The sequence below is a fragment of the Agrobacterium sp. fls2-241-TYG-188a genome (assembly GCF_030209845.1).
Map to the genome: position 1 here is coordinate 1,346,086 of NZ_JARVRD010000001.1, position 25,802 is coordinate 1,371,887.

Below are 25,802 nucleotides of genomic sequence, written 5' to 3' on the forward strand. Positions count from 1 at the left end.
AGCAATTCCCTCACTCCAGGCGCGCTCCATGATGAACATTTTTGCTTCCAACTCCAATCTGGTCCTCTCGGCACTCGATCTCTCCTTCGCCATCATCGAATTTGAGACGGACGGCACTATCCTCAGAGCGAATAAGAATTTTTGCGATTTGATGGGGTACACCGAGAAAGAAATCATCGGACAGCATCATCGCATCTTTGTCGATAAAGAATATGCTGGTTCTTCTGAATATACCGCATTCTGGCGAAAGCTTCAGGGCGGCACATTTGAGTGCAGCGAGTTCAAGCGCATCGCAAAGAATGGCGACGAAATCTGGATTCGAGGGAACTATAACCCCGTGAAAAGCACCAGTGGAAAGGTGCTTAAGATCATCAAGTTCGCAAACGACATCACACAGACCAAGATGGATGGCCTGGACAGTGGTTCTAAGCTGGCTGCGGTCGCACGCGCCCAGGCGACAATCGAATTCACACCCGAAGGCAAGATTATCACCGCCAACGAAAACTTCTTGAAGGCGCTGGGATATTCGCTGAACGAAATAGTCGGTCAACACCACCGCATGTTTGTAGAGCCTACGGAGGCAAACTCCCAACGATACCTGGAATTTTGGACCCGATTGCGCATGGGTGAGTTCGTCGCGGACGAATTTCTGCGCATTGGCAAGGGTGGACGTCATGTCCATATCCAGGCGTCCTATAATCCGGTGTTCGACCCGAGCGGGAAGATCATCAAAGTCGTCAAGTTTGCCACCGACATCACCGGTCGCGTTCAAAATGTCGAGCAGCTGGCGCTAGGATTGACAAGGTTTGCGGACGGAGATCTCTCCCAGCAGATCGAGCAACCATTCATCCCCTCCCTGGAGAGGCTTAGAACGGACTTTAATTCGGCATCCCAGAAACTAAAGCTCGCGCTCGCTGCGGTTGCAGAGAATGCCCAGGCGATTACCGCTGGCTCTAACGAAATCCGTATTTCTGCAGACGATCTGGCAAAGCGGACAGAACAGCAGGCGGCCTCTGTTGAAGAAACGGCTGCCGCCCTGGAACAGATCACGACCACCGTGAAAGATTCCAGCCAGCGTGCCGAGGAAGCTGGTCGTCTTGTTGCTCGCACCAAGGACCACGCCAATCACTCGGGCAATGTCGTTCGTGAAGCGATCAGCGCCATGGATCAGATCGACGCATCGTCGAAAGCAATTTCCAACATCATCGGCGTGATCGATGAAATCGCGTTTCAAACGAATTTGCTGGCACTGAATGCCGGTGTCGAAGCGGCGCGCGCCGGTGAGGCTGGCAAAGGATTTGCCGTGGTTGCTCAAGAGGTGCGTGAACTTGCACAGCGCTCAGCGACAGCGGCTAAGGAGATCAAAACCCTCATCACCGCATCCGGCTCCTACGTCAGCAATGGTGTGGCGCTGGTAACGAAGGCGGGGACGGCTCTGCAGGAGATCGCGTCACATGTCGAGAACATCAATGGCGATATTACAGCGATCGTGGAGGCCTCCCGTGAGCAGTCGACTGCACTGAGCGAAATCAACCGGGCCATCAATTCAGTTGACCAGGGCACGCAGCAGAACGCTGCCATGGTGGAAGAACAAACGGCGGCCAGCCACGAACTCGCCAACGAAGCTGCCGCGCTGTTCGAATTGCTCGATCAGTTCCGTTTTGAAGCTGTGAAACACTCGCAAACAGCAAAGCCTGTCGAGATCAAGCGGCAGGCAACGACAAAAAGCGCACCATCGGCAAATTACCACGCGGCAGCGCAACGCCCATCCGTAGCTGTGGCCCCTCGTCGGGCGGCGAGTGCCTCAGCTACCGCAGCGGCACAAGCAAGCTGGGAAGAGTTCTAGGAAAATCGCAGATAAAATGTCCGCTCAAATTTCTTTGCGAAGATGATCGGACACTGCGACGGCTACAATAAACGAATAGCTTGGATTATGGGCGGCCAGCGTGGGTCGCCCATATCTGTTTGCACTGATGTCATTTTTTACTTCAGTTAGAACCACTTTAAATTTATTTAGAACTCATAAAGGCTAATCGCACGGTTTGATGTACTGGCTCAAATTCTCGTCTTGGAATCACTCTGCATTAAGCTTTTTCGCTTTTGCTCATTTGTGATATAAATCCAGCGAGCGATTGTGATGAGCCTTTACCCGATTCCCAATAATGACGAAAAACGAATCGAGGTTCTGGATAGCTTCGCGCTGATGGATACGGCGCCCGAGCGGGAATACGACCATATCATACAGATGGCGTCACGAATCTTCGACGTCCCGACCGTTTTGATTTCTCTGGTGCATCGTGATCGGCAATTTTTTAAAGCTCGTATCGGCCTGGATGTGTGCGAAACCGGAAGAGATGTTTCGTTTTGCACCTTCGCACTCATGGAATCCAGAGTCTTTGTCATACCGGATGCATCCAAGGATGAGCGCTTCCGAACGAATGCGTTGGTTACAGGCTACCCGAACATTCGCTTCTATGCTGGCGCACCACTCATCACGGCTGAAGGACATGCGCTTGGAAGCCTATGTTTGATCGATCCGAAACCGAGGATGACGTTCTCGGCTCGTGACCAGCGAGTCCTTCAGGATCTGGCAGCCATGGTCCTTGAAAGAATGGAATTGCGCCGGTTGGAACGGGAAAGCGAGACCAGCCGTAACAAATTCATCAACATCACATCCACATCTCCAGACGCCATCATCTGCGCAAACGGCAAAAACCAGATCACGTCATGGAATGCTTCTGCAGAAGAGATTTTTGGGTATTCCAAGGAAGAAGCGCTTGGCAAACCTCTCGACATCATCATGCCGGACGCGATGCGTGCCAGGCACGGGGCGGGTCTCGCCAGAGTGGCATCCGGCGGTCCCGCTCGCATCATTGGAACCTCCATCAATTTGACGGCGAAGCGTCGTGACGGCTCCGAAGTTCCGATAGAGCTCTCCCTTTCTCAATGGAACGAGGCGGGCGAGCCGCAATTCGGGGCCATTATCCGGGATATAACCAGCCGTCTGGAAGCTGTTAAACAGCTGAAACATGCTGCGGAATACGACGATCTGACCGGCCTTGCAAACAGGTCGAGTTTGAAGCGGCGTATTCGTCAGGCCTGCGAAGACGATGAGCCTTTGGCGCTCCTCCTTCTTGATTTGGACGGCTTCAAGGACGTGAACGATACGCTGGGGCATTCTGCGGGGGATTTTGTCCTCAAGATTGTTGCACGCCGTCTGAGAGAAAGCGTTCCTGACCACCATATGGTGGCCCGGCTGGGTGGGGACGAGTTTGTCATCGTGATGTCTGAAACGGTCGACCCGATAAAAACCAGTCAGCTTGCTTCGACCCTCATCTCCGTTATCGAGGAACCGATAGAATTCGAGAACGAGCCCATCCATATCGGGGCCAGTATCGGCATTTCTCTGAAATCGGGGCCGGAAGACGACAGTGAGCGGATGCTGGGGAACGCAGATCTGGCCCTGTATCAGGCCAAAGCAGACGGTCGCCACCTCGTGCGCATCTTCACACCTGAGCTTCGCCAAACGGCTTTGAAGAAGGGAGCCATGAGTTCCTCAATCCGCCAAGCCTGGGAAAATCAGGAGTTTGAACTCTATTACCAACCTCAGATCAAGCTCAGCGATGGCAGCCTGTCCGGTGCAGAAGCGCTGATAAGATGGAACCATCCACAGCTTGGTGTTGTCTCGCCTGCCGCCTTTTTGCCTGTACTGGAAGCAAGCCTTCTTGCTGTTCCCGTGGGCGAATGGATATTGCGCACGGCATGTGCGCAGGCAGCGCATTGGCGGCAGGCCGGTTGCCAGCATTTCAGGATCGGCGTCAATCTGTTTGCAGCACAATTCAGGACCCGGGATTTTGCGAAATCCGTCGAGGCAGCGCTTGCGGACAGCCATTTACCGGCAACGGCGCTGGAATTGGAAATAACGGAAAATATCATTCTGCGAAATGAACAGCGAATTATGGAGCCCCTTCATTACCTCCGCTCGCTCGGCGTAGGAATTGCGTTCGATGACTTCGGAACCGGCTTCGCATCGCTTAGCCTTTTGAAGGACTATCCTGTCACCCGGCTAAAGATTGATCGATCGTTTGTCAGCGGCAGCGAGCGCAACAAGAAAGATGAGGCAATCGTTGAAGCGGTCGCCAAACTTGCAGCGGGATTTGACCTCGAAGTGATTGCTGAGGGCATTGAAACACTCGAACAGGAACATCTGATGCAGCACTATGCGTGCGACGAAGGACAGGGCTATCTCTACGGGCGCCCGATGAAGGCGAGCGAGTTCACACGCCTTTACCTGACAACAGACGCAAACCAGACCGCAGTGGGTGGCTGAGATAGCACCTCAAGAACATTAGCTCTCATTGCGGTGCTGAGAAATTATGACGGCTGGAGGCGAGGATCGCAGCTTTTGACGAGACAGGAACCGTCGGCATCCGCTGCGATCCCGATAGGCCTGCGAACGGGTCGTCATTCGCGAGCCTCTCTCTGACCTTAGCATCACCAGACCCTATGTGATCATAGGGGCTATGACGTTGACATTCGTCTGAAGAACTCGCGTCCCACCGGCAGGCTACTCGTTTCAACACCGGAAATCGATGCATGTGCCCCAGCACACCCTCATTAGCAGCGGCGTCATATCGAATGGCGCGCAGAAGATCGCTTGATTACCGTGCCATTTGTTGCAGGGATTTCGGGTAAATAGCGTCGTGATCCGCGTTGCGGTGAGTGCGCTTTGAGCAGACGTCGACGACAACCGCGGCAAAGGTGAGCACAGGGCACCGCGATAAAAGTAAGTTGTTATTGACCATAATCGCGGCTCTTGAGGCAGGCTCCGCTAATTCATTAAAATTTGATAATCAAAATGCACATAAATTTGAGGGGGCAAGCTTTAGCAAGTCAGCCAATCGCAACTTTGGCACGCCCTCATGTTAGAAGCACTCTTTCCACCAAAATCGACTCCGACGAACGCCGGCTCCAACACGCAAACGTCGGGCACACAAACCACAACTGGCTCGTCGGGCACGACGACAAGTGATGCGTCTTCTCCTGCTCCGTCCAGCCAGAGCTCCACTTCGCCTGCAAGCTCGACCCAGCCTGTAGCCAGTACCCCTGCCCCTGCTGATGACGAAGATACAGATACAGACGACGGCACTTACTCGCCATCGCCGTCGCCGTCTTCAGGTTCTGAACCAGTAGGCGAAACATCTGACGCCCCGGAAAGCAGCAATGCGCCATCGGCGAGCGATGGTGCGTCTACGGAGGCAAGCACGGAACAGTCCAGTCCATTACCAGCGGAATCTGCCGGTGGTGGAGAAGAACAACCGACGTCCTCTGCTCCGCCCGAAGATGGCTCATCCGTCAGCGGCGAAGACCAGTCAACCGTTTCCCCACCAGAAAATGCCAACGAAGAGTCGCCTTCGGCAGGCCCAGACACAGAAACCACCCCCACAACAGCAGACTCATCGGAAGCGGTAGGGGACCCGGCACCTGAGCCGACTGGCACACAGGAGCAGCCGCAATCAACTGATGCCGAACCCGCCGCCGATGAGCCAAACGCAAACAGCAGCGAATCCGAGAGCGGGGCATCCGTCGAAGAGGATAGTACCGTTTGGCCAGCGCCGGTGCAGGGCAATAACGGGTCTACACCCCAGTCGACCTCGCCGTCCAAGCCCGGCACGACAGAGCATGTCGGTATTGACCAGCCGGCATCAACACATGTTTCTGCCCGTACCGAACAGACCTTCAGATTTGATGTTATTGAAGCAAGATTGTCCTCGCGTCGTTTTGCCGATGAAGAAAAAGCCGCGGCGGAAGCTGCCCGCAGCCGGGCTGAAGAGGTGCAGAAAGAACGCTTACTTCGCGGGCTTCTCGACGCTATCGTCCATAAGGACCCATCGGTCGCTAAAAACACATTGCTCAGTGAGACCGAAAGCGATGAGCCGAAGGCAAGCCTCGTTGAGACCTACTACGCAGAAGCGTGATTGTGTCGCCTGAATGAAATTGTTGCTGAAACCTCTTTTGCTCGCGCAAGAGAGGTTCTTCTTTTGAGGACCAACACGCATACCCCCCAACGGTTAGCGGCAAGCACAGACCTCACCTAGAAGTTCAGGCGTGCTGTCAACGTAGCATTGAACGGCTCTCCGATCTGGTTTCCAAAGGCCGTGCTTCCGATAGAAGAGGTGTAATAGGTTCGATCAAAAATGTTTTTAAGATTGAGCTGAACGGTGATCGGTCGTTCTGATGCAAAAGTGTATGCTGCGAAAGCGTCGACAACGGCGTATCCGGGCAGATCGTAAGAGTTGTCATTGATACCCGCCCTGTCGCCAACCGCGCGGATGCCCGCGCCAATTTTCAACCTGTTGCCGGCGGGACCAACTTCACCCATGTCGTAGGCGAGAGACAGTGAACCAGTGTGACGGGCGACATTGACGGGCCGCTTGCCCGCGTTTTCTCCCTCTTTGACTTCAGCATCCGTATAAGCATAGCTGGCGATGATATCGAGGTCAGACGTGAGTGAACCGGCGATATCCATCTCCACACCCCGTGCGCGAACGAGCCCCGCCGCCTTGACAACACTGACACCGCTTTCAACCGCGCTATACGCAACGTTTTCCTTGTCTGACGTATAGAGAGCGACGTTTGCCGTCAGCCCGGAGGGAAGCTCGAATTTCGAGCCGATCTCATAGGAAATCCCCTCTTCCGGTTTCAGAGAGCCATACAGGCTGGCAATGGAAGATTGCGGGCGAAACGTCTTGGCGGCATTCACGTAGAGGGCAACGTCTGGGGTGAGTTTATAGACGATCCCCGCATTGGGAACGAGGGCGTCACCAAAACTATCGGTGTTGTTCTTGAACGGACGCCCCTTGCCTGCGAGCAGGTCATAATACTGATATCGCAAACCACCGACGACAATCCATTGGTCACTGAGATGAACCGAATCCTGCATATAGACAGATGCCGTCGAAAGCTTTTCAGTCTGATCGCTATCGGATGCGGAGACAGTCGAGCATTCGGGTAGATTGCCGTAAACGGGATTGTACATATTGAAACTGGTAGAGTTTCCACAACGAAGCATATCCGTGCGAAGCGTGTCGCTGTAATCGTAGGACGCCCCGATCAGGAGGTCATGCTGCATTCCTCCGACATCGACCTCTCCGGTAAGATCTGTGCGCACGGCGTTATTATAAATCGTGGAATAATCCGTCGCGTCCGCTCTTCTCGTCAGGACGCCAGTCGTTGCATTATAGCCTAATACGCGTGCCTGGTTGTCTGAATAGACATTGCGGCTGTAGCTGTAATCGATACCAAGATTCCAGTTATCATTGAGCCGGTGGTCAATCTCGACCTGGAAGAGGTCGGACTTTCCGTCAGTGATGTTATAGGGTTCGTCAAAACGGATCTTGCGATCCACATTCACGGCACGGCCCGTGGTCGTGTCGAAGATCGTGCCCCGATCAAAGGGCACGCTATAATCCTCATGCATATAGGTCGCGGTAATTTCGGTATCTTCACCGGTCCATTTCAGAGATGGAGATACCAGCCAATGCTTGCTCTCACCGAAGTTGCGCCAGTATTCAACATCCTTGTATTCGCCGATCAGGCGATAGGAGAGGTCGGTGCCTTCGATCGGGCCGGTAACATCGACGCCCGTCGTGCCACCTCCGAAGCTTGAAAGGTTGCCGTAGACTTCGCCTGAAAACGTCTCTTCCGGCTTCTTCGTCACGACATTGACCATGCCGCCAGGATCGAGAATGCCATAAAGGGTGGAGGACGGACCTTTGAGCACTTCAACACGATCCGTCATGGCATTGAACGAACGCGGGATGGCTGTTTTTAATCCGTTGGTAAGAATAGATCCGTCTCTGTTGTCACCGAACCCACGGCGAATAATGGAATCTTGCGTCCCGCCCAGCGTGTTGGTCTGGGTAACGCCACTGATATTGCCGAGTGCCTCATCGAGATTGGTGGCGTTCTGGTCTTCCAGAACCGAATGGCTGACGACATTGACCGCCTGGGGAATATCGATCAGCGGGGTGTCGGAGCGCGTGGCTGTACTGGTCGATCTTGGCTGATAACCATTCGTAGCGCCCGAACCGTCGACAACGATGGGCGTGAGAACGGTAGATTTTTCCGTCTTGATACTTTGACCCTGCTCAGACTGACGGGCCGACTTCTTAATGGTAGCGATCTCCTGCGCCATCGCCGGCGGAGCGCTCAGGCTTCCCGCCACCGAAAGCACGATCAATGCTGCCTGCATCTCGCATCTGTCGAATCCCATGTTCATTCAGTCCCCATGAATGCAAAATCAATCTCTCAAGAGGGCTTCATGATTTTCATGAATGTAGTAGTCAACTTTAAAATCCGGAAAACGGACGGCCTTCAATCGAAATCGCGGGACCGAAGGGGAGCGTAACAGGCTCTAAACCACACCTGCCGCCCGATTTTAGCCTGCTACCTGCAGGCCACATCCGTTGATTATTGTTGACTACTACATTCATATAATAGACACGACGCGTATATTTTTTTGAACGAAATGGCTGAGTGAATGCGAACTGACGGCGATTGCAACGCGCTTGATGTCGCGCTTGTAACTGCGGGTTACCAGCGCTCGACGGTGCTTTCGGATGTTTCGCTGGTCATTCCCAAGGGTAAATTCACCGCATTGGCGGGACCGAACGGATCAGGCAAATCGACCCTGCTCTCCGTTCTCTGCCGCATCCTGAAGCCCTCGGGCGGCACCGTGCATCTGGATGGACACGATATCAGCAAGCTGCCCACAAAAGACGTCGCGCGCAAGCTTTCGCTTCTGCCGCAAGCGCCGCTTACACCTGAAGGCCTCAAGGTTTACGACTTGGTGTCGCGTGGACGGTACCCCCATAGCGGAATCCTCATGTCGTGGGATGAGACCGACGAGGACGCGGTAAACCGCGCCCTGGAGATGACTGGCATTGCAGAGCTGTCGTCGCGAACGGTTGATAGCCTGTCGGGAGGCCAGCGGCAGCGCTGCTTCATTGCACTGGCCCTTGCACAGGACACAGCGACAATTCTCTTTGATGAGCCGACGACATTTCTCGATCTTCGCTATCAGGTCGAGGTCATGGAGCTTCTATCGAGCCTGACACGCACGGCCAACAAGACCATCGTTGCCGTGCTGCACGACCTTAATGCCGCCCTTCAATATGCGGATCGACTAGTCCTTATGAAGGGTGGCGCGATCCATCACGTCGTTGAAACGGTTGAGCAATGCACAGTGGAACATATTGAAACCGTCTTTGATACGAAGGTTACATCCGTCTGGCACCCCACAACCGGCAAGCCGATCTTTTTGCCTGATCCTCACCCCAGGACACAGGTCGCGTGAGCCTGACTGCGGCGATGAAAAGTACCGGCAACGGATTTCGGTCTCTATGGCTGCCATGTGGCCTGGTCATGATCGTGATGCTCGGCCTCCTTCATCTCGGCGTCGGCGCGCGACCGGTATCGGCACAGTTCATTGTCGATACGATTTTTGCCCGCGACCATGGGAGCTTTGAACAGCAGATACTTTTGAAGCTGCGCCTGCCGCGGCTGCTTGCCGCCATCGTCTGCGGCGCATCTCTCGGGATTGCAGGTCGTCTCATGCAGTCGATCTTGCGAAACCCCTTGGCGGAACCTCATATCCTCGGCCTCAATGCCGGAGCCAGCCTCGCCATCGTCATCATGACGGCGCTGCCCGCGAACATGCTGGCGCTTTCGATGAGCCGCCAGCTTGCGGCGACCATGGGAAGCGGTGTGCTCTTCGCGATCATCCTTGCATTATCTTCTGCGGGACGCACGGGCATGACCATCTCGAAGGTCACCTTTTGTGGCATCGCGCTTTCGGCTCTGGCCTCGGCCTGCGTCTCGGCAATACTCATCCTCGACCAGGAAACGCTGGAGCAGATGCGGTTCTGGCTGGCCGGGGACCTCTCAGGCATTTCGCTTGCCAACATCTCCAGCGCGCTGCCGCTGCTTACGATTGCTCTCGGTCTGACGGTATGGATCGCGCTTCGGCTCGATGTTCTGGCTCTGGGAGATGCGACGGCAGCGGGGCTTGGCGTGCCCGTGAGGCAAACGAAACTCATCGGTCTTGCCGCCACTGCCCTTTTCTGCGGCTCATCCGTCGCGCTCGCAGGGCCAATCGGTTTCGTTGGCCTTATCGTTGCGGGTGTTGCCCACCGCTTAGCGGATGGGCGGCATATGATGTCGCTCCCGCTCTCCGCATTGCTCGGCGCCAATCTCATGATTGCCGCTGATATAGCGGCAAGGACAATCGCCGCGCCGCACGATCTGGCGACGGGGCTGATGACTGCCTTCGTGGGGGCACCCGTCTTCATTATCGTCGTCGCGAGGGTCTTGCGATGACGGTGAAAAAGCTCGGCAATGGCTATTGGCTCCTGCGATGTCACGCAGTTGGTCTCAGACTTCATCCCCGGCGCATGCTCGTCGTGACATTGCTCGTTATTGGGCTTCTCTCTGTCAGCCTGCTGGCGCTGGTCTCCGGAAGCGGGCAAGCGGGCTGGAACGAGCTTTTGGCGTTGGCCAGCAACCCGGCAGACGCCACCGGCCTATCCATCATCGGCGATCTGAGGCTCCCGCGTACGATCATAGCTTTGAGCTGCGGTGCCATGCTAGGGCTTTCAGGTGCGGCACTCCAGTCGCTGACGCGAAACGGACTTGCCGACCCGGGCTTGCTGGGAGTGCGCGAAGGAGCGGTTTTGGTGATTGTCCTCGCGATCATCGCTTTTCCGCATACGCCCCTGGGGTTTCGGCCTTTCCTCGGAATGGCCGGAGGCTTTGCGGTCGCGGCGGCAGTCGCTCTCATTGCCGGGTCACTGTCACGCCTGCGCTTCGTGCTGATCGGCATCGGTTTTTCCTGGCTGCTTTCCGCTGTCATCTCGCTGCTGATCACCGTTTCGGATATTGACCGCGTTCAGATTGCATTGACATGGCTGGCGGGAAGCCTCGCAACCGTGACGCCGGACATGGTGCCGTTAGCGCTTACGGGCCTGCTCACCGGTTGCATCCTGATGTTCGCCACCGCCCGCTGGGCAGATGTCTCGATTCTGGGAGACAGCGCAACCGTCGGCCTGGGTGTGCCGGCGAAGACGCTTGCCATCATCCACCTTTGCGCGCCTGTTTTGATGACGGCGACCGCCGTGTCCTGCGTGGGCAGCATCGGCTTTGTCGGCCTCATCGCGCCGCATACGGCGCGGATGTTTATCGGTGGCGGGCAAAAATCGCTTCTTGCGGGCAGCTTCTTGATTGGTGCTACACTTCTTGTGGTATCAGACACGGTTGGCCGCAAGGCCTTTGCACCCCTGCAAATCCCAGCAGGCATCGTTCTGGCCCTGATCGGTGTACCCGTTCTTCTTCTCCTTCTGTGGCGTCGCCGCGATCAACTTTGAAAGGCAACATCATGCGCCTGCTTCTTATCGCATGTTTTTTTCTATCGGTTTTAAACCCGCTTGCAGCAGAAGAGATGCGCACCTTCATCGATGATGCAGGCCGTAGCGTCCAACTCCCTGACAGGACCCTGCGCATTGCCTCGCTGCACGATATCGATGTCACCATTCCCTTGATCGAACTCGGCATATTGCCCATCGCTAGCCATGGCAGGATCGGTACCGACGGCAAGCCTTACCTACGTTCGAGTGCAATACTGACCGGCGTCGATTTCAGCAATTCTGACATGGCATTTCTCGGCGCGGTCGATATCGATCTTGAAGCGCTGGCTGAACAGAAACCGGATGTGATCATAACCGCTACCGGACGTCCTACCCCGGTTTCCACGCTTGAAAAAATCGCGCCAACCATCGTCCTCGACCCCACGAGCCTTGGGACCGCGCATGCGTATCAAAAGCTTGCGGAACTGACAAAGACGCAGGACAGGCTCGCCATTCTCGACCAACGATATCGCGCAGGCATTGCGGAACTGAAGACGGCAGTCGACACGGGTAACACTACAGTTTCGGTCATTCAGCCGCTGAATGGCAAGATCAGCATTTACCACACCTACCGCGCGCTAGGTCAGGTGCTCAGAGATGCGGGCTTTCGCTTTCCAAAGATCATTGACGATATTCCCGAGGGCGGACGCATAGAAGTAAGCGGCGAGCGACTTGCGGATGTCGATGCCGATTTCATCTTCGATCCCTATCGCTCGGATACTGGAGCAACCTCGAAGGAGGAAATCGCCGCCATGGAAAAAGTCGTGCCTGAATTTTGCAGCTTTCTCAAAGCCTGCATTCAAGGGCGTTACATCATGGTGTCCCGGGAAGAGGCCATATCCAACAGCTATGCGGCGATGGCTTTAATGACTGCGGTTGTCAAATCCTCGATAGCGCCGCGCCCGATGGTTCGATGAAGCTTTCGGCTTTGCAAAATCTGCCATGTGCGGGCACTGTGCGACAATTGCTAATTTTGACGTAAAGACCAAGGTATCGATGCGCAATTCCGTGTTGAAGAGAAGACACACAGACCTTTTTGGGGAGCGGCTGAAGAAGAAACGGGCTACGCTTTCTCCTGGTCTGCTCGCGGTAGCTGATTACATCGACAAGCACAGGCATACGGTTCTGGCACAATCCGCGCTGGAGATCGGACGGGAACTCGGAACCTCGGATGCAACCGTCATCCGGGCCATCCAGGCATTGGGCTTCGAGGGATTGGTCGACCTCAAGGAAACGCTGGAAAGCCATCTTGGCGCAACCGATTCACCATCCGAAAAAATGGCGGCGACTGCGGAAGAGCTTTCGGACGATGCCAATTCGGCTGTCGATTTTGTGGTAGCGGATATGGGACATGCCATGCAGGCCATGTCGTCGGAAGAAAATCGCCGATCAATCGCAACAGCCGTCAACCTGCTGAGCGAGGCCCGGAAAATCGGCGTCTTCGGCATCGGCGCATCCGGCATCATAGCGACCTACGCGTCGCGCAATTTCATAAGATCCGGCTTTCAGTCTTACGAGTTGAACCGAACTGGCATCATGCTGGCCGAACAGATCGTCCAGATGGAAGAAGGCGACGTCCTGCTGATCCTCGCCCACGGCCGCCCGCACCGGGAAGTGATGACGACAATTGCCGAGGCTCAACGGCTTTCGGTTCCGATCATCGCATTGGTCGGTAAAGAGGAAACGGCTTTGGCGCAACATACGAAAGCAACCATCGTGTTGCCTCGCGCCAAAAAGGAAAAGGTCGCGATGCACAGCGCTTCACTCGTTTTCGTCGAGGCCCTGACATTGGCATTGGCAGGCAAGAACCGCAACAAAACGCTGCAAACACTGGACCGACTGGTGGAACTGCGTCATCAGATCAGGCCAAACAAGCGCTGAGGGACGAGCAAGGTTACAAGGGGGTTTTCGGAGTGGCGGGCCTGCCAGATCATATCCGCCGACCGAAAGACGATCCGCTATCGATCCTCTCGACCGCCGGAGGTCGAGTTACGTGCGAAGCTGCTCGATCTGGCTAATGAGCGCCGCCGGTTCGGCTATCCTCGATGTTCATCTTGCTTCAGCGTGATGGATAGCCGTCCGGTTTCAATCGCATCAACCTGCTCTATTGCGAGGAAGGTTGGCTTTGCCCAATCAGAGAATAGTTACCTCAAGCCCCGAACGCGCCGTCGATGGTGTGCATGGCGCCGGTCACGAAACCGGCTTCCGGCCCGGCCAGCCAGGCTACCATGCCTGCCACTTCTTCGGGTCGGCCATGACGCTTGATGGCCATGAAGCTATGCATCAGATCTCTCATCGGACCATCTTGCGGGTTGGCATCTGTGTCGATTGGTCCTGGCTGTACAATGTTGATTGTAATGCCGCGCGGGCCGAAGTCTCTCGCGAGCCCCCGCGCCATGCCCTGCAGGGCGGACTTGCTGAGAGCGTAGGAGGCCATGCCAGGCACGGGCATTCTATCCCCGTTGACAGAGCCGATGACAATGATCCGGCCACCGTCAGGCATCTGCCGGGCAGCCTCGACAGAGGCGTGATAGGGCGCGTGGATATTTACCCGGAAAAGACGATCGATGGCGTCAGGATCCTGTTCCAAAGCGTCGCCGAATACTGCAAAGCCGGCGTTGACGACCAGCACGTCCAAGGGTCCGCTTTCTCTCACCGTTGCAATGACAGCGTCCCTGTCGCCGCTATCCGTCATGATCGCAGTGCTGCCTGTCTCGGCGGCAAGTTTTTCCGCCGCCTCACGTGAGCCGGAATAGGTGAACGTCACCTTAGCGCCATCGGACACGAAACGCCGCACGATTGCTGCGCCAATGCCGCGGCTCCCACCGAGCACGAGAATTGTTTTATCCTGGAATGCGGTCATGGCGATCTCCTTGCTAATTAATGTAGTATATGCTACATAAAGAAGCTGAAATCAAAGTCAACGAGTTTTATAATGAACCCTACAAAAATATCAAAAGTGAGGGGACGTCCTCGTCGCTTCGATCCGGACGACGCAGTTATGACGGCTCAACAGCTCTTCCACGCGCGTGGATACGATGCAGTCAGTGTCGCCGATATTACAGAGGCGCTGGGCATAAATCCTCCCAGCTTCTACTCTGCATTTGACAGTAAGGCGGGCCTTTACACTCGCGTTCTCGACCGCTGGGCCACGACCGGGGCCATTCCTCTCCAAGAGATTCTGCGCGCAGATCGTCCGGTTGCGGAGGCTCTCGCTGAGGTTCTAGAGGAGGCTGCGCGTCGCTATTCATCCGATCCCGCAGCCGGTTGCCTTGTGTTGGAGAGCACCCGTTGCAACGACACAGAAGTGCGCGAAGCGGCGCTGGCCTGCACTATCGCTGCAGAGACCGTAATCCGCGATTATATCAGCGAACGCCACCCGGAAGCGGCTGCAAGCGTTACCGACTATATCAGTACAACAATGTCCGGGCTTTCAGCCAAGGCGCGCAATGGCAGCGACCTGACCCGCTTGCTAGCAACAGCCCGGCTCGCCAGCTCGGTTCTTGAGCAGGCGCTTTCACCTGAGAAAAATTCAACGAGATTGGACTGAGGGTGGGCCTTTAGATTTCACCATTTCCGTTGATGGCCTTGCATTCCTGGATGCATTCTTAGTGACGAGTTGGTAGAATCTTGCGAGTTGATCGTGAGACTTGCCGTACTGCGCTGTGAAACCGGGCTGCTCGAGATAGGGTTCACTGGTTCGATGGCCCATTGCACGTGACGAAATCCGCCGTCCACACAGGGTTCAGCGCCGGCGATATCTCTCGCGCCGGCTAGCTCATTGTCCTGTATCTCGACAACTCGCTGGAATGGTGATGTCTACGCGCAGCCCGCCTGACGGCGTATTGGTGGCAAATGCGCCGCCGCCATGCCATTCGGCGGCGCGACGTGTGATGGCAAGGCCGAGGCCAAAGCCCGAGCGGGTCGTGACGGTCGAGCTTTGTGAGAACGGTTGGAAAATAGCGTCCAGTTCCGCCTCCGCTACGCCGGGGCCCTCATCCTGGATCGACAGCGTAAGTTGCTGACCGTGGACCTTCGAGGTGACCAGAACAGACGTTTTGTCTCGGGTGTAGGCAATCGCATTGCGGATCACGTTTTCTAGAGCCCGGTAGATCAATTCACCATTGACCGAAGCGACGAATGTATCGACGCCTTCATATTGAACTTTGATATCGCGGGACTGGCCCTCGAAACTCGCGTCCTCGACAATCTCTCTGACAAGATCGACAACATCGAGGGTTTGCCGGTCAAAGCGGGTAGCCTGTCTTTCCGAAAGCCTGGCCAGAGTCAGAATTCCCCCGACCAATTCGTCCAAGCGCTCGACCTCTTTCCCCATCCGCTCGATCATTGCCGTCAACCGCGCTGGGTTTTGTTGTAGAACGCCTATGGCTGCCTGCAATCTAGACAGGGGCGAGCGTATCTCGTGAGAGACATCGTGAAACAACTGTTGCTGTGCAATCTGGAGTTCCTGAAGCCGTGCTGCCGTAATGTCAAGGTCGTGCGCCAGAGAGGCGACTTCGTCGCGCTTGCTGCCAATTGTATGGGCTATTCGAACATCAAGTTGGCCATCTGCTATGGCTCGCAGCCCATATCTGAGTTGCTCTACAGGGGTGATAAAGTATCGAGCGAGCCAGTAAGCCGCTCCCGCTGCCGCCAGAAGTGCGGCCAACCATGGAACTGTCCGCGGCCAGGTTTTCGAAATGACACCCTGATGCGAGCCGGCAATTTCGACCTCGTAGCAATTCCCGTCGCTTACCGTGTTCAAGATCAGATCATGTCCCGCCTTTACCACGCAGTCGATTGCTGGACCAACCGGGCTGATGCGAATGGATAATTCTCGACCGGTGCGCTGCATGGCTGCCACCAGCTTCTGTGCAGCGTCCAATCCATCTGATTGCAAGACCTGGGCCGTTATGTCCAAGGCAAGCCTGTTTTCGCGGCTGGTGACTTCTTCTTCAAAAGGAGATTGGAACAGGGTGCTGATGGCAAACAACAGCGCTATTGACCCTGCCATGGCCAGCCAAACCACGGTGAAGAATTTCCAGAACAGTCGATGCATCGCTAGCCCTCTAACAGCTGATAGCCGCGTCCTCTTACGGCCTGAATCCAGGGCTGCCCGTCTTCGCGCGTTCCAAGCTTTTGGCGGATACTGCTGATATGGACGTCGATGCGACGGTCAAATGCCGTCAGAGGTTTGCCGAAGGCGCGAAGGGAAATATCCTGTTTGGATACGAGCTGCCCGGCGGACCGGACAAGAACCTCGAGCAGGCTGAACTCGGTACCCGTCAGTTCGAGCTGGGAACCGTGCCACTCCGCTCTGCGGTTTGACGGATAGAGCATCAGTGCGCCGGTCTTTAGCATTTCCAGTGATCCATCCCGCTCGCTCCGGCCGGAACGACGCAGAATGGCGCGAATTCGAGCCGCCAACTCTCCTGGCGAACAGGGCTTGGCAACATAATCGTCCGCGCCCAGATTGAGGCCGGAAATTCTATCGATGTCGTCTCCGCGGGCGGTGAGCATCAAAACCGGAACATCGCTGACCTGCCGGATTTTCCGCAGCACATCGAGGCCGTTTATGCGTGGCATCATGATGTCAAGAACAATGAGATCGATCGACGAGGTTGTGGCTGCGGCCACACCGGTTCTGCCATCGTTCGTGGTGGTAACAGAGAAGCCTTCTTCGGTCAGGTATTCGCAGAGCAGATTTGTCAGCTCGATGTCATCGTCGATTAAAAGCACCTTGGGCATATCTTGCATCCGTCGCGTCGATGCTTCCACCTCTAAAGCCTGGCGCCTGCAAATACAGCACTTTTACATAACTTAACACGTTCTTGACCGACATTAACATCACCATCCCTATAGTGCAGGCGTCAGCTCTCAAGGCAGCCTTAACGCATGCGCAGATTTTTTTCCTCCATATCCATCGTCACTACTTTTGTGTCGCTAACTGGCTGCACGGCCATTGGCGACCTCAAGCCTTCCCATTCCGTCGTGGCTTCATACTGGCACGAGACATTGCCACATGGTGGCCGCTCCGCTGATCTCGTAGACTGGTGGGCCAGTTTTAAAGATCCTTCGCTCACGGAATTGCTCGATCTGGCAGAGCGAGGGAATCCCTCCATTCAGGAGGCGGTTGCCAACATCGATAAGGCCCGCGCGTCGCTCGATTCGGCACGAGCTGGCCTATTCCCGTCACTCGATGGGTCCGCTTCTGCGTCGCGTGAGGGAAACAAGGGAGATGACCTCAACAAAATCAGAGCCGGAACGAGCAAGAGTGGCGGACTGGATGCCTCCTGGGAGCTTGATCTGTTTGGAAAGACCAAGAAAGAGACACAAGCCGCGGCTGCGAGAGCTGAAGGCAAGGTCTGGTCGTGGCATGACGCACGCGTTTCCGTCGCGGCTGAGTTGGGCGATTATTACGTCCAATATCGCGCCTGCCGCCAGTTGGAACGGCTTTATCGAGATGAGCTTGCGTCGCAAAGAGAGACGATACGGGCCACTGAAAAATCCGCAGATTCTGGCTTTACTTCGACCGCCGATCTCGCGCTGTCGCGAGCCAGCGCGGCAACATCGTCGTCCAGCCTGACATCTCAACACGGGGATTGTGAAATCCTCGTCAAGTCGATTGTTCAGCTGACGGCCGCAGACGAGCTTTCGGTTCGAAAGCTGCTCAATAAGGGAAAGAGCCGTATTCCACAGCCGTCAGTCGTGCGCATTACCTCCGTCCCGGCAGAGGCTTTGCGGCAAAGGCCTGACGTCAATGCTCTGGAGGCCGAGGTAGCAGCGACGATCGCAGATGTCGGCGCAGCAAAAGCTGATCTCTACCCAAGTCTGAGTTTAAGTGGATCGATTTCCATCAGCGAGGCTACCGTATCCGGCAGGTCGGTTCCCTGGTCGTTTGGTCCTGCCTTATCGATACCGCTGTTCGATGGAGGCACGCGACGGGCGGCAGTGCGAAGTGCTGTCGCGGATTACGACGTTGCTGTCGCAAGCTACAGATCCGGCGTTCTGACCGCAGTATCCGACGTTGAGACAGCGCTGATCAACGTCAATACCGCGTTGAAGCGTATTAACGACGCCAAAATTGCAGCCGACAATTACCAGAGCTATTTCCGATCGGTTGATGAGAACTGGAAGTCTGGCGGGGCCAGTATTCTGGACCGCGAAGAAGCCCGTCGCTCTGCGCAGTCTGCCGCCATAACACTCATCGAAATCAGGCGCGACGCGGTCCGGTACTGGATCGCACTCTACAAGTCCCTGGGAGGCGGTTGGTCCGCTCCGTCTGGCGCCTCGAATGCCCTCACGACTGGAACACACTGATGCGTAGCTTCGCTTTTTCCTCTCTCGCCATGGCGGTTGCCATAACTTTCATGCCACACTCGGCCCGCAGCGAAGACGCCGCACAGACCGGCTCTCAAGCCGCAGCTTTGACAGTCAGCGTTTCCAATCCTCAGCTCTTGAACTGGCCGGTGACTATTCCGGCAAGTGGTCGGCTTGCCGCATGGGATGAGGCAGTCATCGCCGCCGAGGTCAGCGGCTTTAAAATCATCGACGTCAAAGCAGATATCGGTGCGACAGTTAAAAAGGGAGACCTGCTGGTGCAGTTTTCCGCTGATACGGCGCAGGCGGATCTGGAACAGCAACGGGCCACCGTCGAAAAGCAGGAAGCGGCGCTGGATCAAGCGGTTGCGGATGCGGATCGCGCCCGAGGACTGACGGGGTCCGGTGCGTTGTCGAAGCAGCAAACGACGGAGTATCTGATCAGCGAGCGCAAGGCAAAAGCCGACGTTCTCTCTGCGAAAGCAGCGCTGGCATCGTCGCAACTGACACTGAACCGGACAAAGGTATATGCCGTCGATGATGGGATCATATCGGCACGTTCGGCCTCTCTCGGTAACGTCGTGAATGCCGGTGACGAGCTGTTCAAGCTCATCCGGCAGAGCAGGGTCGAATGGCAGGCCGAATTGCCGGTCAAGCGGTTGGCCGATGTAAAGCAAGGAACCAGAGCAGTTATACCGACGCCTGACGGTCATATAAGTGGCGTGGTCAGGTTGGTTTCACCCACCACGTCCACGAATAACGGTCGGGTCACGGTTTATGTGACCCTTCAGCCCGAGGCAGGAATGCAAACCCCGAAGACCGGCATACTCGCCAGCGGCTACTTCGAATTCGACCACACCGATGCACTGACGGTGCCAGCGACCGCCGTTACGCTCCGGGACGGATTTTCCTATGTCTTCATTCTGAATGAGGCCGACAAGGTAACCGTTGCGCGCAAGCGCGTCGAAACAGGCCGCCGACAGGGCGACCGTGTTGAGATCGTTTCTGGTATCGAAAAGGCGGACAGGGTCGTCACAGCAGGTGGCGCTTTCCTCGCAGATGGCTCGGTTGTCAGAGTGTCTGACGGTGCCACGATCGCCGGGAAGGAGCGAGCAAAATGAATTTCTCCTCATGGTCCATCCGCAATCCCGTTCCGCCCGTTCTGCTTTTCGTGTTGTTGACCGCCTGTGGTCTGTGGGCCTTCAATCGTCTCGACGTCCAGAATTTCCCCGATATGGATCTTCCAACCATCGAAATCAGTGCTTCGCTGGATGGGGCGGCGGCGTCGCAGCTCGAAACGGAAGTGGCTCGCAAGATCGAGGATGAACTCACGGGCCTTTCCAAGCTGGACTCCGTTACAACAACGATTACCGATGGTTCTGTCAGCATCTCTGTTGCCTTCCAGGTCGGAAAGGACACCCAGGAAGCACTGGATGAGGTCAAGAGTGCTGTCGACCAGGCAAATAACGACCTGCCGGAAGAAATGAACGCGCCAATCGTTTCGAAACAGTCGTTGAACGCCTCGCCACTCATCACCTACGTCGTGCATTCAGACAAATTGGATTCTGCAGAGCTGTCCTGGTTCATCGACAACGATCTGTCGCGCGCGCTGATGGCGGTGGACGGTGTTGGTGAAGTCGGCCGCCTCGGAGGGGTCGATAGAGAAGTCAGGGTAGAGCTCAACGCAAATCTGCTCGAGGGCCTCGGTTTGACCGCGAATGATGTCAACAGCCAGGTCGAAGCGGTCCAGTCTGATCTGTCTGGAGGCAAGGGCAGGATTGGCGGCGAAAGTCAGTCTGTCCGGACGCTGGCAACGGCAGACAGTGTCGAACAGCTCCGGTCTTTACCTATCCCTCTGCCAGCCGGGAGTTGGGTTCGACTGGACGAACTCGGAACGGTGACGGATACCCACAACGACCTGACCTCGCTTGCGTACCTGAACGGCAAACCCGTAATCGCCGCTCAGATCAAGCGTTCAAAAGGTTATTCGGATACGGCAGTGACGGAGAAAGTTCGCGACGCGATGAAGGCATTTGCCGCGGCCAATCCAGGCGTGACGATTGAGGAAGCCTACAATACCATCGTGCCCACCGAGCAAAATTACGAATCCTCTATGCACATGGTCTATGAGGGCGCCCTGATCGCCGTTTTCGTCGTTTGGTTGTTTCTGCGCGACTGGCGTGCGACGCTTTTGGCGGCTGTTGCCCTGCCGCTGTCGATCATTCCGACTTTCCTCGTGATGTATCTGCTTGGCTATACGTTGAACACCATCACCCTGCTGGCGATTTCCCTCGTGGTGGGAATTCTCGTGGATGACGCCATTGTCGAGATCGAAAACATCGAGCGACATCTCAACATGGGCAAAAGTCCCTTCGAGGCAGCGATGGAGGCCGCTGACGAGATCGGCCTTGCTGTTATTGCCACCACGTTTACCTTGGTCGCGGTCTTCCTCCCAACCGCTTTCATGGGGGGCATTCCCGGCATTATCTTCAAGCAGTTCGGTATCACGGCGTCGGTTGCCGTTCTCGCCTCGCTTCTGGTTGCGCGACTGGTAACGCCAATGATGGCGGCATATATGATGAAGGCCAGCGGCAAGACACATGACGAGGACGGCCGCCTTATGCGCGGTTACCTCTGGCTTGTGAAAGGTGCATTACGCCGCCGCTGGATTCCCGTGCTTGGGACGGTCGGGTTTCTGGCATTAACGATCCTGCTGTTGTCGCATTTGTCGACAGGCTTTTTCCCGGCTTCTGACAATAGCCAGACGCAAGTTACCCTCACCACGCCATATGGATCGACGATTGAAGCGACCGACGAGGCGGCGCGAAAGGCATCAGAGATCATCGCAGGTGTAAACCACGTCACCTCGGTGTTTCAGGCAACTGGCACTGCCTCTACGGGCGGGATGAACAGCACGTCGAACTCAAGCACCAACAGTGCCACGCTCGTCGTCAATCTGACACCGATCGACGACCGCGATATAAAGCAGGCGCAGATTGAGAATGACATACGGAAAGCCTTGGAGCAGTTGCCCGGCGTTCGTCTGGAAATAGGCTCTGGAGGCAACGGTACAAAACTCACGCTCACGCTAGCAGGCGACGACTCTGATCTTCTTGATAATGCGGCAGCGAGCCTTGAGGCTGATCTGCGCACTCTTCCAGGCATCGGCAATGTCACCTCCTCTGCGGCCATGCAGACGCCGGAGGTCACCATCAAACCCGATCTTGCGCAAGCGGCCTCGCTTGGTGTTACGTCCAAGGCCATTGCCGAGGCTATTCGAGTGGCGACGGCGGGTGCCTATGATGCAGCCTTGTCGAAGCTTAATCTGCCCGAACGCCAGATCGCCATCCGTGTCATGCTTGACAGCGAGAGCCGTCAATCGCTTGATGCGATCTCACTTGTCCCCGTCGAGGGTAAGGACAGCAAGGTTGCGCTAGGAGCTGTCGCCGATATCTCCATAGGCTCCAGTCCGAGCCAGATCGACCGACTTGACCGATCGCGCAACGTATCGCTTTCAGTAGAGCTGAATGGCAGAAACCTCTCCGAGGTGACAGCAGAGGCCGCACAACTGCCCAGCTATAAAAACCTGCCGCAGGGTGTGAAATTCGTCGAGCAGGGCGAATTGAAACGACAGAGCGAACTGTTCAGCAGTTTCGGCACGTCCATGGCGATCGGCATTTTCTGCATCTATGCGGTTCTGGTCCTGCTGTTTCATGATTTCCTGCAACCCGTCACGATTTTGATGGCGTTGCCTTTGGCGCTTGGCGGGGCCCTGTTACCTTTGGTGCTCACAGGAACCAGCTTTTCAATGCCCGCCGTTATCGGTTTGATCCTGCTGATGGGGATTGTGTCAAAAAACTCCATCCTCCTTGTGGAGTATGCAATCGAGGCGCGCCGGGCTGGCATGTCCCGTTATGATGCCCTTGTCGATGCCTGCCACAAGCGAGCACGCCCCATCATCATGACGACCATCGCTATGGCCGGGGGCATGCTGCCAGCAGCTCTCAGTCTCGTCTCGGGAGACTCAAGCTTTCGCCAGCCCATGGGTGTCGTTGTGATAGGCGGATTGATTACATCCACTTTCCTAAGCCTTCTGGTCATCCCGGTGGTCTTCACCTTTCTGGATGACGCACTTGTATGGCTTAAGGCGAAGACTGGAAGGCGCGAGATCAAACAGGCGAAGGAATCGTCCCCGTCCTAAGTCTCACGCGGTCAAGACCTGCCGGTGGCAACCCAGGCGCTGCATTAGGTCACGACGTCCGACAGACGCCGATATCGTTCGAGACGATCCCGCCATGTGATTTGCTTGGCACCGGAGAAAGAGATGACCAGATGCGCTACTGATGCCGCTGGATGTGTTGGGTTCGTTACAGCGGCGGGCGCGTCAGACCGAGGTGATCGCGCAGCGTTGACCCCTCATATTCCGTGCGGAACAGACCCTTTTCCTGAAGGATCGGGACAACAAGCTGCGTGAAGTCCTCAAGGCCTTCCGGGAAGAAGGGAGGCATGACGTTGAAGCCATCGGCGGCGCGTCCTTCAAACCATTCCTGCATACGGTCGGCAATTTCGACTGGCGTGCCAAGGACGATGTGATGGCCGCGACCGGCGGCCACACGCAGGGCCAACTGACGGATCGTCAGGCTTTCGCGGCGTGCAAGAGCCGTCAGCAATTCGGCCCGGCTGCGCAACTGGTCCGATATCGGCAGATCCGGCAGAGGACCATCGGGATCGTAGTCGGCAAGGCTGTGGCCGATGCGCTCTTCCAGAAGCGGCATGGCGCTTTTCAGATCTGTCCACTGGTCAAGCTCGGCAAGTTTTTCCGCTGCTTCCTTGGAGGTGCGACCGATCACCGGCAGGAAGCCGGGCATGACGGCGACATCGTCGGGCCTGCGGCCAAACTTCTCGACGCGGGACTTCAGGCTTTTGTAGAAAGCCTGCGCTTCGGCGAGGCTCTGCTGAGCCGTAAACACCACGTCAGCCGTGCGGGCGGCGAGATCCTGTCCGGGGCCTGATGACCCGGCCTGAATGAGGATCGGATGGCCCTGTGGAGAACGGGGAATGTTGAGCGGACCTTTGACCGAGTAATATTTACCCGCGTGGTCAAGCATATGCACCTTGTTCGGGTCAGCATAGACGCCGCTCTGCTTGTCTTTGATAAAGGCGTCATCATCCCAGCTGTCCCACAGTCCGCGAACGACATCGACGAATTCTTCGGCCACCGCGTAACGTTCGTCATGCTCCGGGTGCGATTTCGAAAAATTGTTCGCCGTGCGGGCATAGGATGTCGTCACGATGTTCCAGGCGGCACGACCGTGGCTGAGATGGTCGATGGAGGAAAAGGAGCGCGCTGTGTGGTAAGGCTCGCCATAGGTGGTCGAGGACGTCGCGGCCAGACCGATCTTCTCAGTCACCAGCGCAAGTGCGGCAAGCAATGTCAGCGGTTCGAAGCGCGCAATTGTCGACGGATGCGCATCCACACCGCTGGTCAGGCCGTCCGCCAGGAAAACCATATCGAACTTCGCCTGCTCGGCCATTTGCGAAACGCGGCGCAGCAGATCGAAGTTTTCGCTGCCTGCTTCCGCATTCGGGTGACGCCATCCGGAAACGTGGTGGCCCGCACCCTGAAGGAAAAGACCCAGATGAATTTTTCTCTTGGCACTCATGGTAAAATCTCTCGTCAAACGAAGTTCTGATTAAGCAGTTCAAGAAGCCGGGCAAAATCTGCCTCACTCCTCATGCTGCGCACAAGGTCCGGAATATCTGCAAAAATCGGTTTGCCCGCAGTTGCGTCCTGGAATTTTTGCGTCGGATCAGTCACGCCCGGCAGACCATTGAAGCGACGCTGGATAGTGCTGCCATCTTTGAGCGCAATATCCAGCACGACAAAACGCGTGGTCGGATCACTCGTCATGCGCGGTGCCGTTTCATCATGTTGGCGGCCGGCAAGGCTGGCGAGCGCCATGATGCGGCTCTCGACCGGACGTTCATCGAAATGGTCAAGCCGCAATGTGCCATCGAGCAATGCGGCGGCAAACACATATTCCGGGCTAAACCGCGCTTCGATGCCATTGCGCGGGCTTGTCACGACCAAAGCCGCATCCGCCCCGGGCGGATAGGTGAAGGTGATCCTGTCAATCTGCTCGGCTTTCAACTTTTCGCCGTGAAGGTCGATGCCGAGCGCGGCGACAGGATGGCTCGCCGTGCAACAGGGATAGGCTTTGAGCGTCAGGCCGGGTGACAGGATCTGCCATGGCTCACCCCAGTCTTTGCTCGTCAGTTCCGGCTGTGCTGCGCCAAATGCATAGGCGGCGTAGAAGCTGACCGGATTGTCCAGAAAATCAGGCGCGCCACCAAAGCCTGCCGCTGCCAATCGTGCCGCGAGAAGGCCGGACCGTGCGGCCATGCCGGCATGATAAGGCTTTGCATCAAACCCGAACTGCAACCGCAGCCCGGCAGCCTGTGTCGCGGCCAGTCCAAGCGAAACGGCAGTTTCTTGCACTGATGCGCCGCTCAGGTGGCAGATCGCGGCTGCGACACCCACGGGCCCAAGCGTTGCCGTGGCATGAAATCCGTTTTCGTAATGCCTGGAGCCCACAGAAAGCCCCAGCCGCGCCATGGCTTCCAGCCCAACAATGTAAGACGCGATAAAAGCATCTGCACTGAAGGTTCGTTCTGCGGCCAGCGCCAGCAGTGCAGGCACAATCACTGTTGTCGGGTGCCCTCGAACGCTTGCATGAACATCGTCATAATCCAGCACATGGCCTGCATATGCATTTAGCACTGCCGCGACCAGCGGATCTGTTTGTCTACTATGTCCGACAAGGATTGCCTTTCCCGGCAAATCGGCACCGATGGCATTGGCCAGAATACCCGCCGTGCGATCGTTGGCTCCGGCAATCATACAGGCCAGAAAATCCGTTATCGCCGTGCGCGCCGCATCCATTGCAGCGTGATCCCCGCTCGGATCGGATTGGACGATTGCCTTGGCAAAGGCAGTCGTGAATTTGGCATTCTCCATGG

At 56.2% G+C, this 25,802-nt stretch carries 18 protein-coding genes and 1 pseudogene; 13 read left to right on the top strand and 6 right to left on the bottom strand.

Translation table 11 applies throughout. From position 1 onward, the window contains the following. Positions 1-28: 28 nt before the first annotated feature. The 3 genes from QRN85_RS05775 to QRN85_RS05785 all read left to right on the top strand — a co-directional run bounded on the left by QRN85_RS05775 (position 29) and on the right by QRN85_RS05785 (position 5,978). Positions 29-1,846 carry a methyl-accepting chemotaxis protein gene (locus QRN85_RS05775; protein ID WP_502870741.1) on the top strand — a complete coding sequence of 606 codons (1,818 nt, stop codon included), beginning with the start codon at positions 29-31 and terminating at the stop codon, positions 1,844-1,846. 291 nt (positions 1,847-2,137) lie between these two features. After that, positions 2,138-4,330 (top strand): sensor domain-containing phosphodiesterase, encoded by a 2,193-nt coding sequence (locus QRN85_RS05780; RefSeq protein ID WP_113170705.1) that lies wholly within the window; start codon positions 2,138-2,140, stop codon positions 4,328-4,330. A gap of 592 nt (positions 4,331-4,922) precedes the next feature. Then, a complete protein-coding gene (locus tag QRN85_RS05785; protein ID WP_113170706.1) occupies positions 4,923-5,978 on the top strand; it encodes a prolipoprotein diacylglyceryl transferase in 1,056 nt (351 codons plus the stop codon). A 116-nt stretch (positions 5,979-6,094) separates the two neighbouring features. Here the strand turns inward: QRN85_RS05785 and QRN85_RS05790 are convergent, their stop codons facing one another. After that, a complete protein-coding gene (locus QRN85_RS05790; protein WP_284756888.1) occupies positions 6,095-8,275 on the bottom strand; it encodes a TonB-dependent siderophore receptor in 2,181 nt (726 codons plus the stop codon). A gap of 267 nt (positions 8,276-8,542) precedes the next feature. Between QRN85_RS05790 and QRN85_RS05795 the strand changes: the two genes are divergently transcribed. The 6 genes and pseudogenes from QRN85_RS05795 to QRN85_RS05820 form a co-directional block, all read left to right on the top strand. Beyond that, complete coding sequence (locus tag QRN85_RS05795; RefSeq protein ID WP_113170708.1) at positions 8,543-9,358, top strand: ABC transporter ATP-binding protein; 816 nt, start codon at positions 8,543-8,545, stop codon at positions 9,356-9,358. Then, positions 9,355-10,380 (top strand): FecCD family ABC transporter permease, encoded by a 1,026-nt coding sequence (locus QRN85_RS05800; protein ID WP_284756886.1) that lies wholly within the window; start codon positions 9,355-9,357, stop codon positions 10,378-10,380. The genes QRN85_RS05795 and QRN85_RS05800 overlap by 4 nt, the downstream gene beginning before the upstream one ends. 74 nt (positions 10,381-10,454) lie before the next feature. Beyond that, positions 10,455-11,423, top strand: a complete 969-nt coding sequence (locus QRN85_RS05805; RefSeq protein WP_284757237.1) for a FecCD family ABC transporter permease — start codon at positions 10,455-10,457, stop codon at positions 11,421-11,423. 11 nt (positions 11,424-11,434) lie between these two features. Continuing rightward, positions 11,435-12,379, top strand: a complete 945-nt coding sequence (locus QRN85_RS05810) for an ABC transporter substrate-binding protein (protein ID WP_113170711.1) — start codon at positions 11,435-11,437, stop codon at positions 12,377-12,379. Positions 12,380-12,470: 91 nt separating this feature from the next. After that, entirely contained in the window at positions 12,471-13,343 is an 873-nt protein-coding gene (locus QRN85_RS05815) for a MurR/RpiR family transcriptional regulator (RefSeq protein ID WP_350225060.1), read from the top strand. A 9-nt stretch (positions 13,344-13,352) separates the two neighbouring features. Beyond that, positions 13,353-13,534: pseudogene (locus QRN85_RS05820) on the top strand (IS3 family transposase); the annotation flags it as partial. A gap of 77 nt (positions 13,535-13,611) precedes the next feature. On the opposite strand, the gene bdcA reads toward QRN85_RS05820, so the two are convergent. After that, entirely contained in the window at positions 13,612-14,325 is a 714-nt protein-coding gene (bdcA, locus tag QRN85_RS05825) for an SDR family oxidoreductase (protein ID WP_113170712.1), read from the bottom strand. 138 nt (positions 14,326-14,463) lie between these two features. On the opposite strand from bdcA, the gene QRN85_RS05830 reads away from it, so the two are divergent. Then, on the top strand, positions 14,464-15,012 hold the full coding sequence (locus QRN85_RS05830; RefSeq protein WP_284756885.1) for a TetR/AcrR family transcriptional regulator: 549 nt from the start codon (positions 14,464-14,466) through the stop codon (positions 15,010-15,012). A 228-nt stretch (positions 15,013-15,240) separates the two neighbouring features. Here the strand turns inward: QRN85_RS05830 and QRN85_RS05835 are convergent, their stop codons facing one another. Together QRN85_RS05835 and QRN85_RS05840 are read right to left on the bottom strand one after the other, a co-directional pair. Continuing rightward, positions 15,241-16,521: a HAMP domain-containing sensor histidine kinase gene (locus QRN85_RS05835; RefSeq protein ID WP_113170714.1), complete on the bottom strand. Its 1,281-nt coding sequence runs from the start codon at positions 16,519-16,521 to the stop codon at positions 15,241-15,243. 2 nt (positions 16,522-16,523) lie between these two features. Continuing rightward, the gene (locus QRN85_RS05840) at positions 16,524-17,210 is read right to left on the bottom strand and encodes a response regulator (RefSeq protein WP_113170761.1); all 687 of its coding nucleotides are present in this window, start codon (positions 17,208-17,210) and stop codon (positions 16,524-16,526) included. Positions 17,211-17,357: 147 nt separating this feature from the next. Between QRN85_RS05840 and QRN85_RS05845 the strand changes: the two genes are divergently transcribed. The 3 genes from QRN85_RS05845 to QRN85_RS05855 are packed head-to-tail and all read left to right on the top strand — an operon-like array spanning position 17,358 to position 22,983. Continuing rightward, on the top strand, positions 17,358-18,782 hold the full coding sequence (locus tag QRN85_RS05845; RefSeq protein WP_113170715.1) for an efflux transporter outer membrane subunit: 1,425 nt from the start codon (positions 17,358-17,360) through the stop codon (positions 18,780-18,782). Then, positions 18,782-19,903 (top strand): efflux RND transporter periplasmic adaptor subunit, encoded by a 1,122-nt coding sequence (locus QRN85_RS05850; RefSeq protein ID WP_113170716.1) that lies wholly within the window; start codon positions 18,782-18,784, stop codon positions 19,901-19,903. Before QRN85_RS05845 ends, QRN85_RS05850 begins: the two co-directional genes overlap by 1 nt. Next, the gene (locus QRN85_RS05855) at positions 19,900-22,983 is read left to right on the top strand and encodes an efflux RND transporter permease subunit (RefSeq protein WP_113170717.1); all 3,084 of its coding nucleotides are present in this window, start codon (positions 19,900-19,902) and stop codon (positions 22,981-22,983) included. Before QRN85_RS05850 ends, QRN85_RS05855 begins: the two co-directional genes overlap by 4 nt. A gap of 166 nt (positions 22,984-23,149) precedes the next feature. On the opposite strand, the gene QRN85_RS05860 is transcribed toward QRN85_RS05855, so the two are convergent. Continuing rightward, positions 23,150-24,445 carry an LLM class flavin-dependent oxidoreductase gene (locus QRN85_RS05860; protein ID WP_113170718.1) on the bottom strand — a complete coding sequence of 432 codons (1,296 nt, stop codon included), beginning with the start codon at positions 24,443-24,445 and terminating at the stop codon, positions 23,150-23,152. Positions 24,446-24,459: 14 nt separating this feature from the next. Further along, entirely contained in the window at positions 24,460-25,800 is a 1,341-nt protein-coding gene (locus tag QRN85_RS05865; RefSeq protein WP_113170719.1) for an MmgE/PrpD family protein, read from the bottom strand. Positions 25,801-25,802 lie beyond the last annotated feature (2 nt).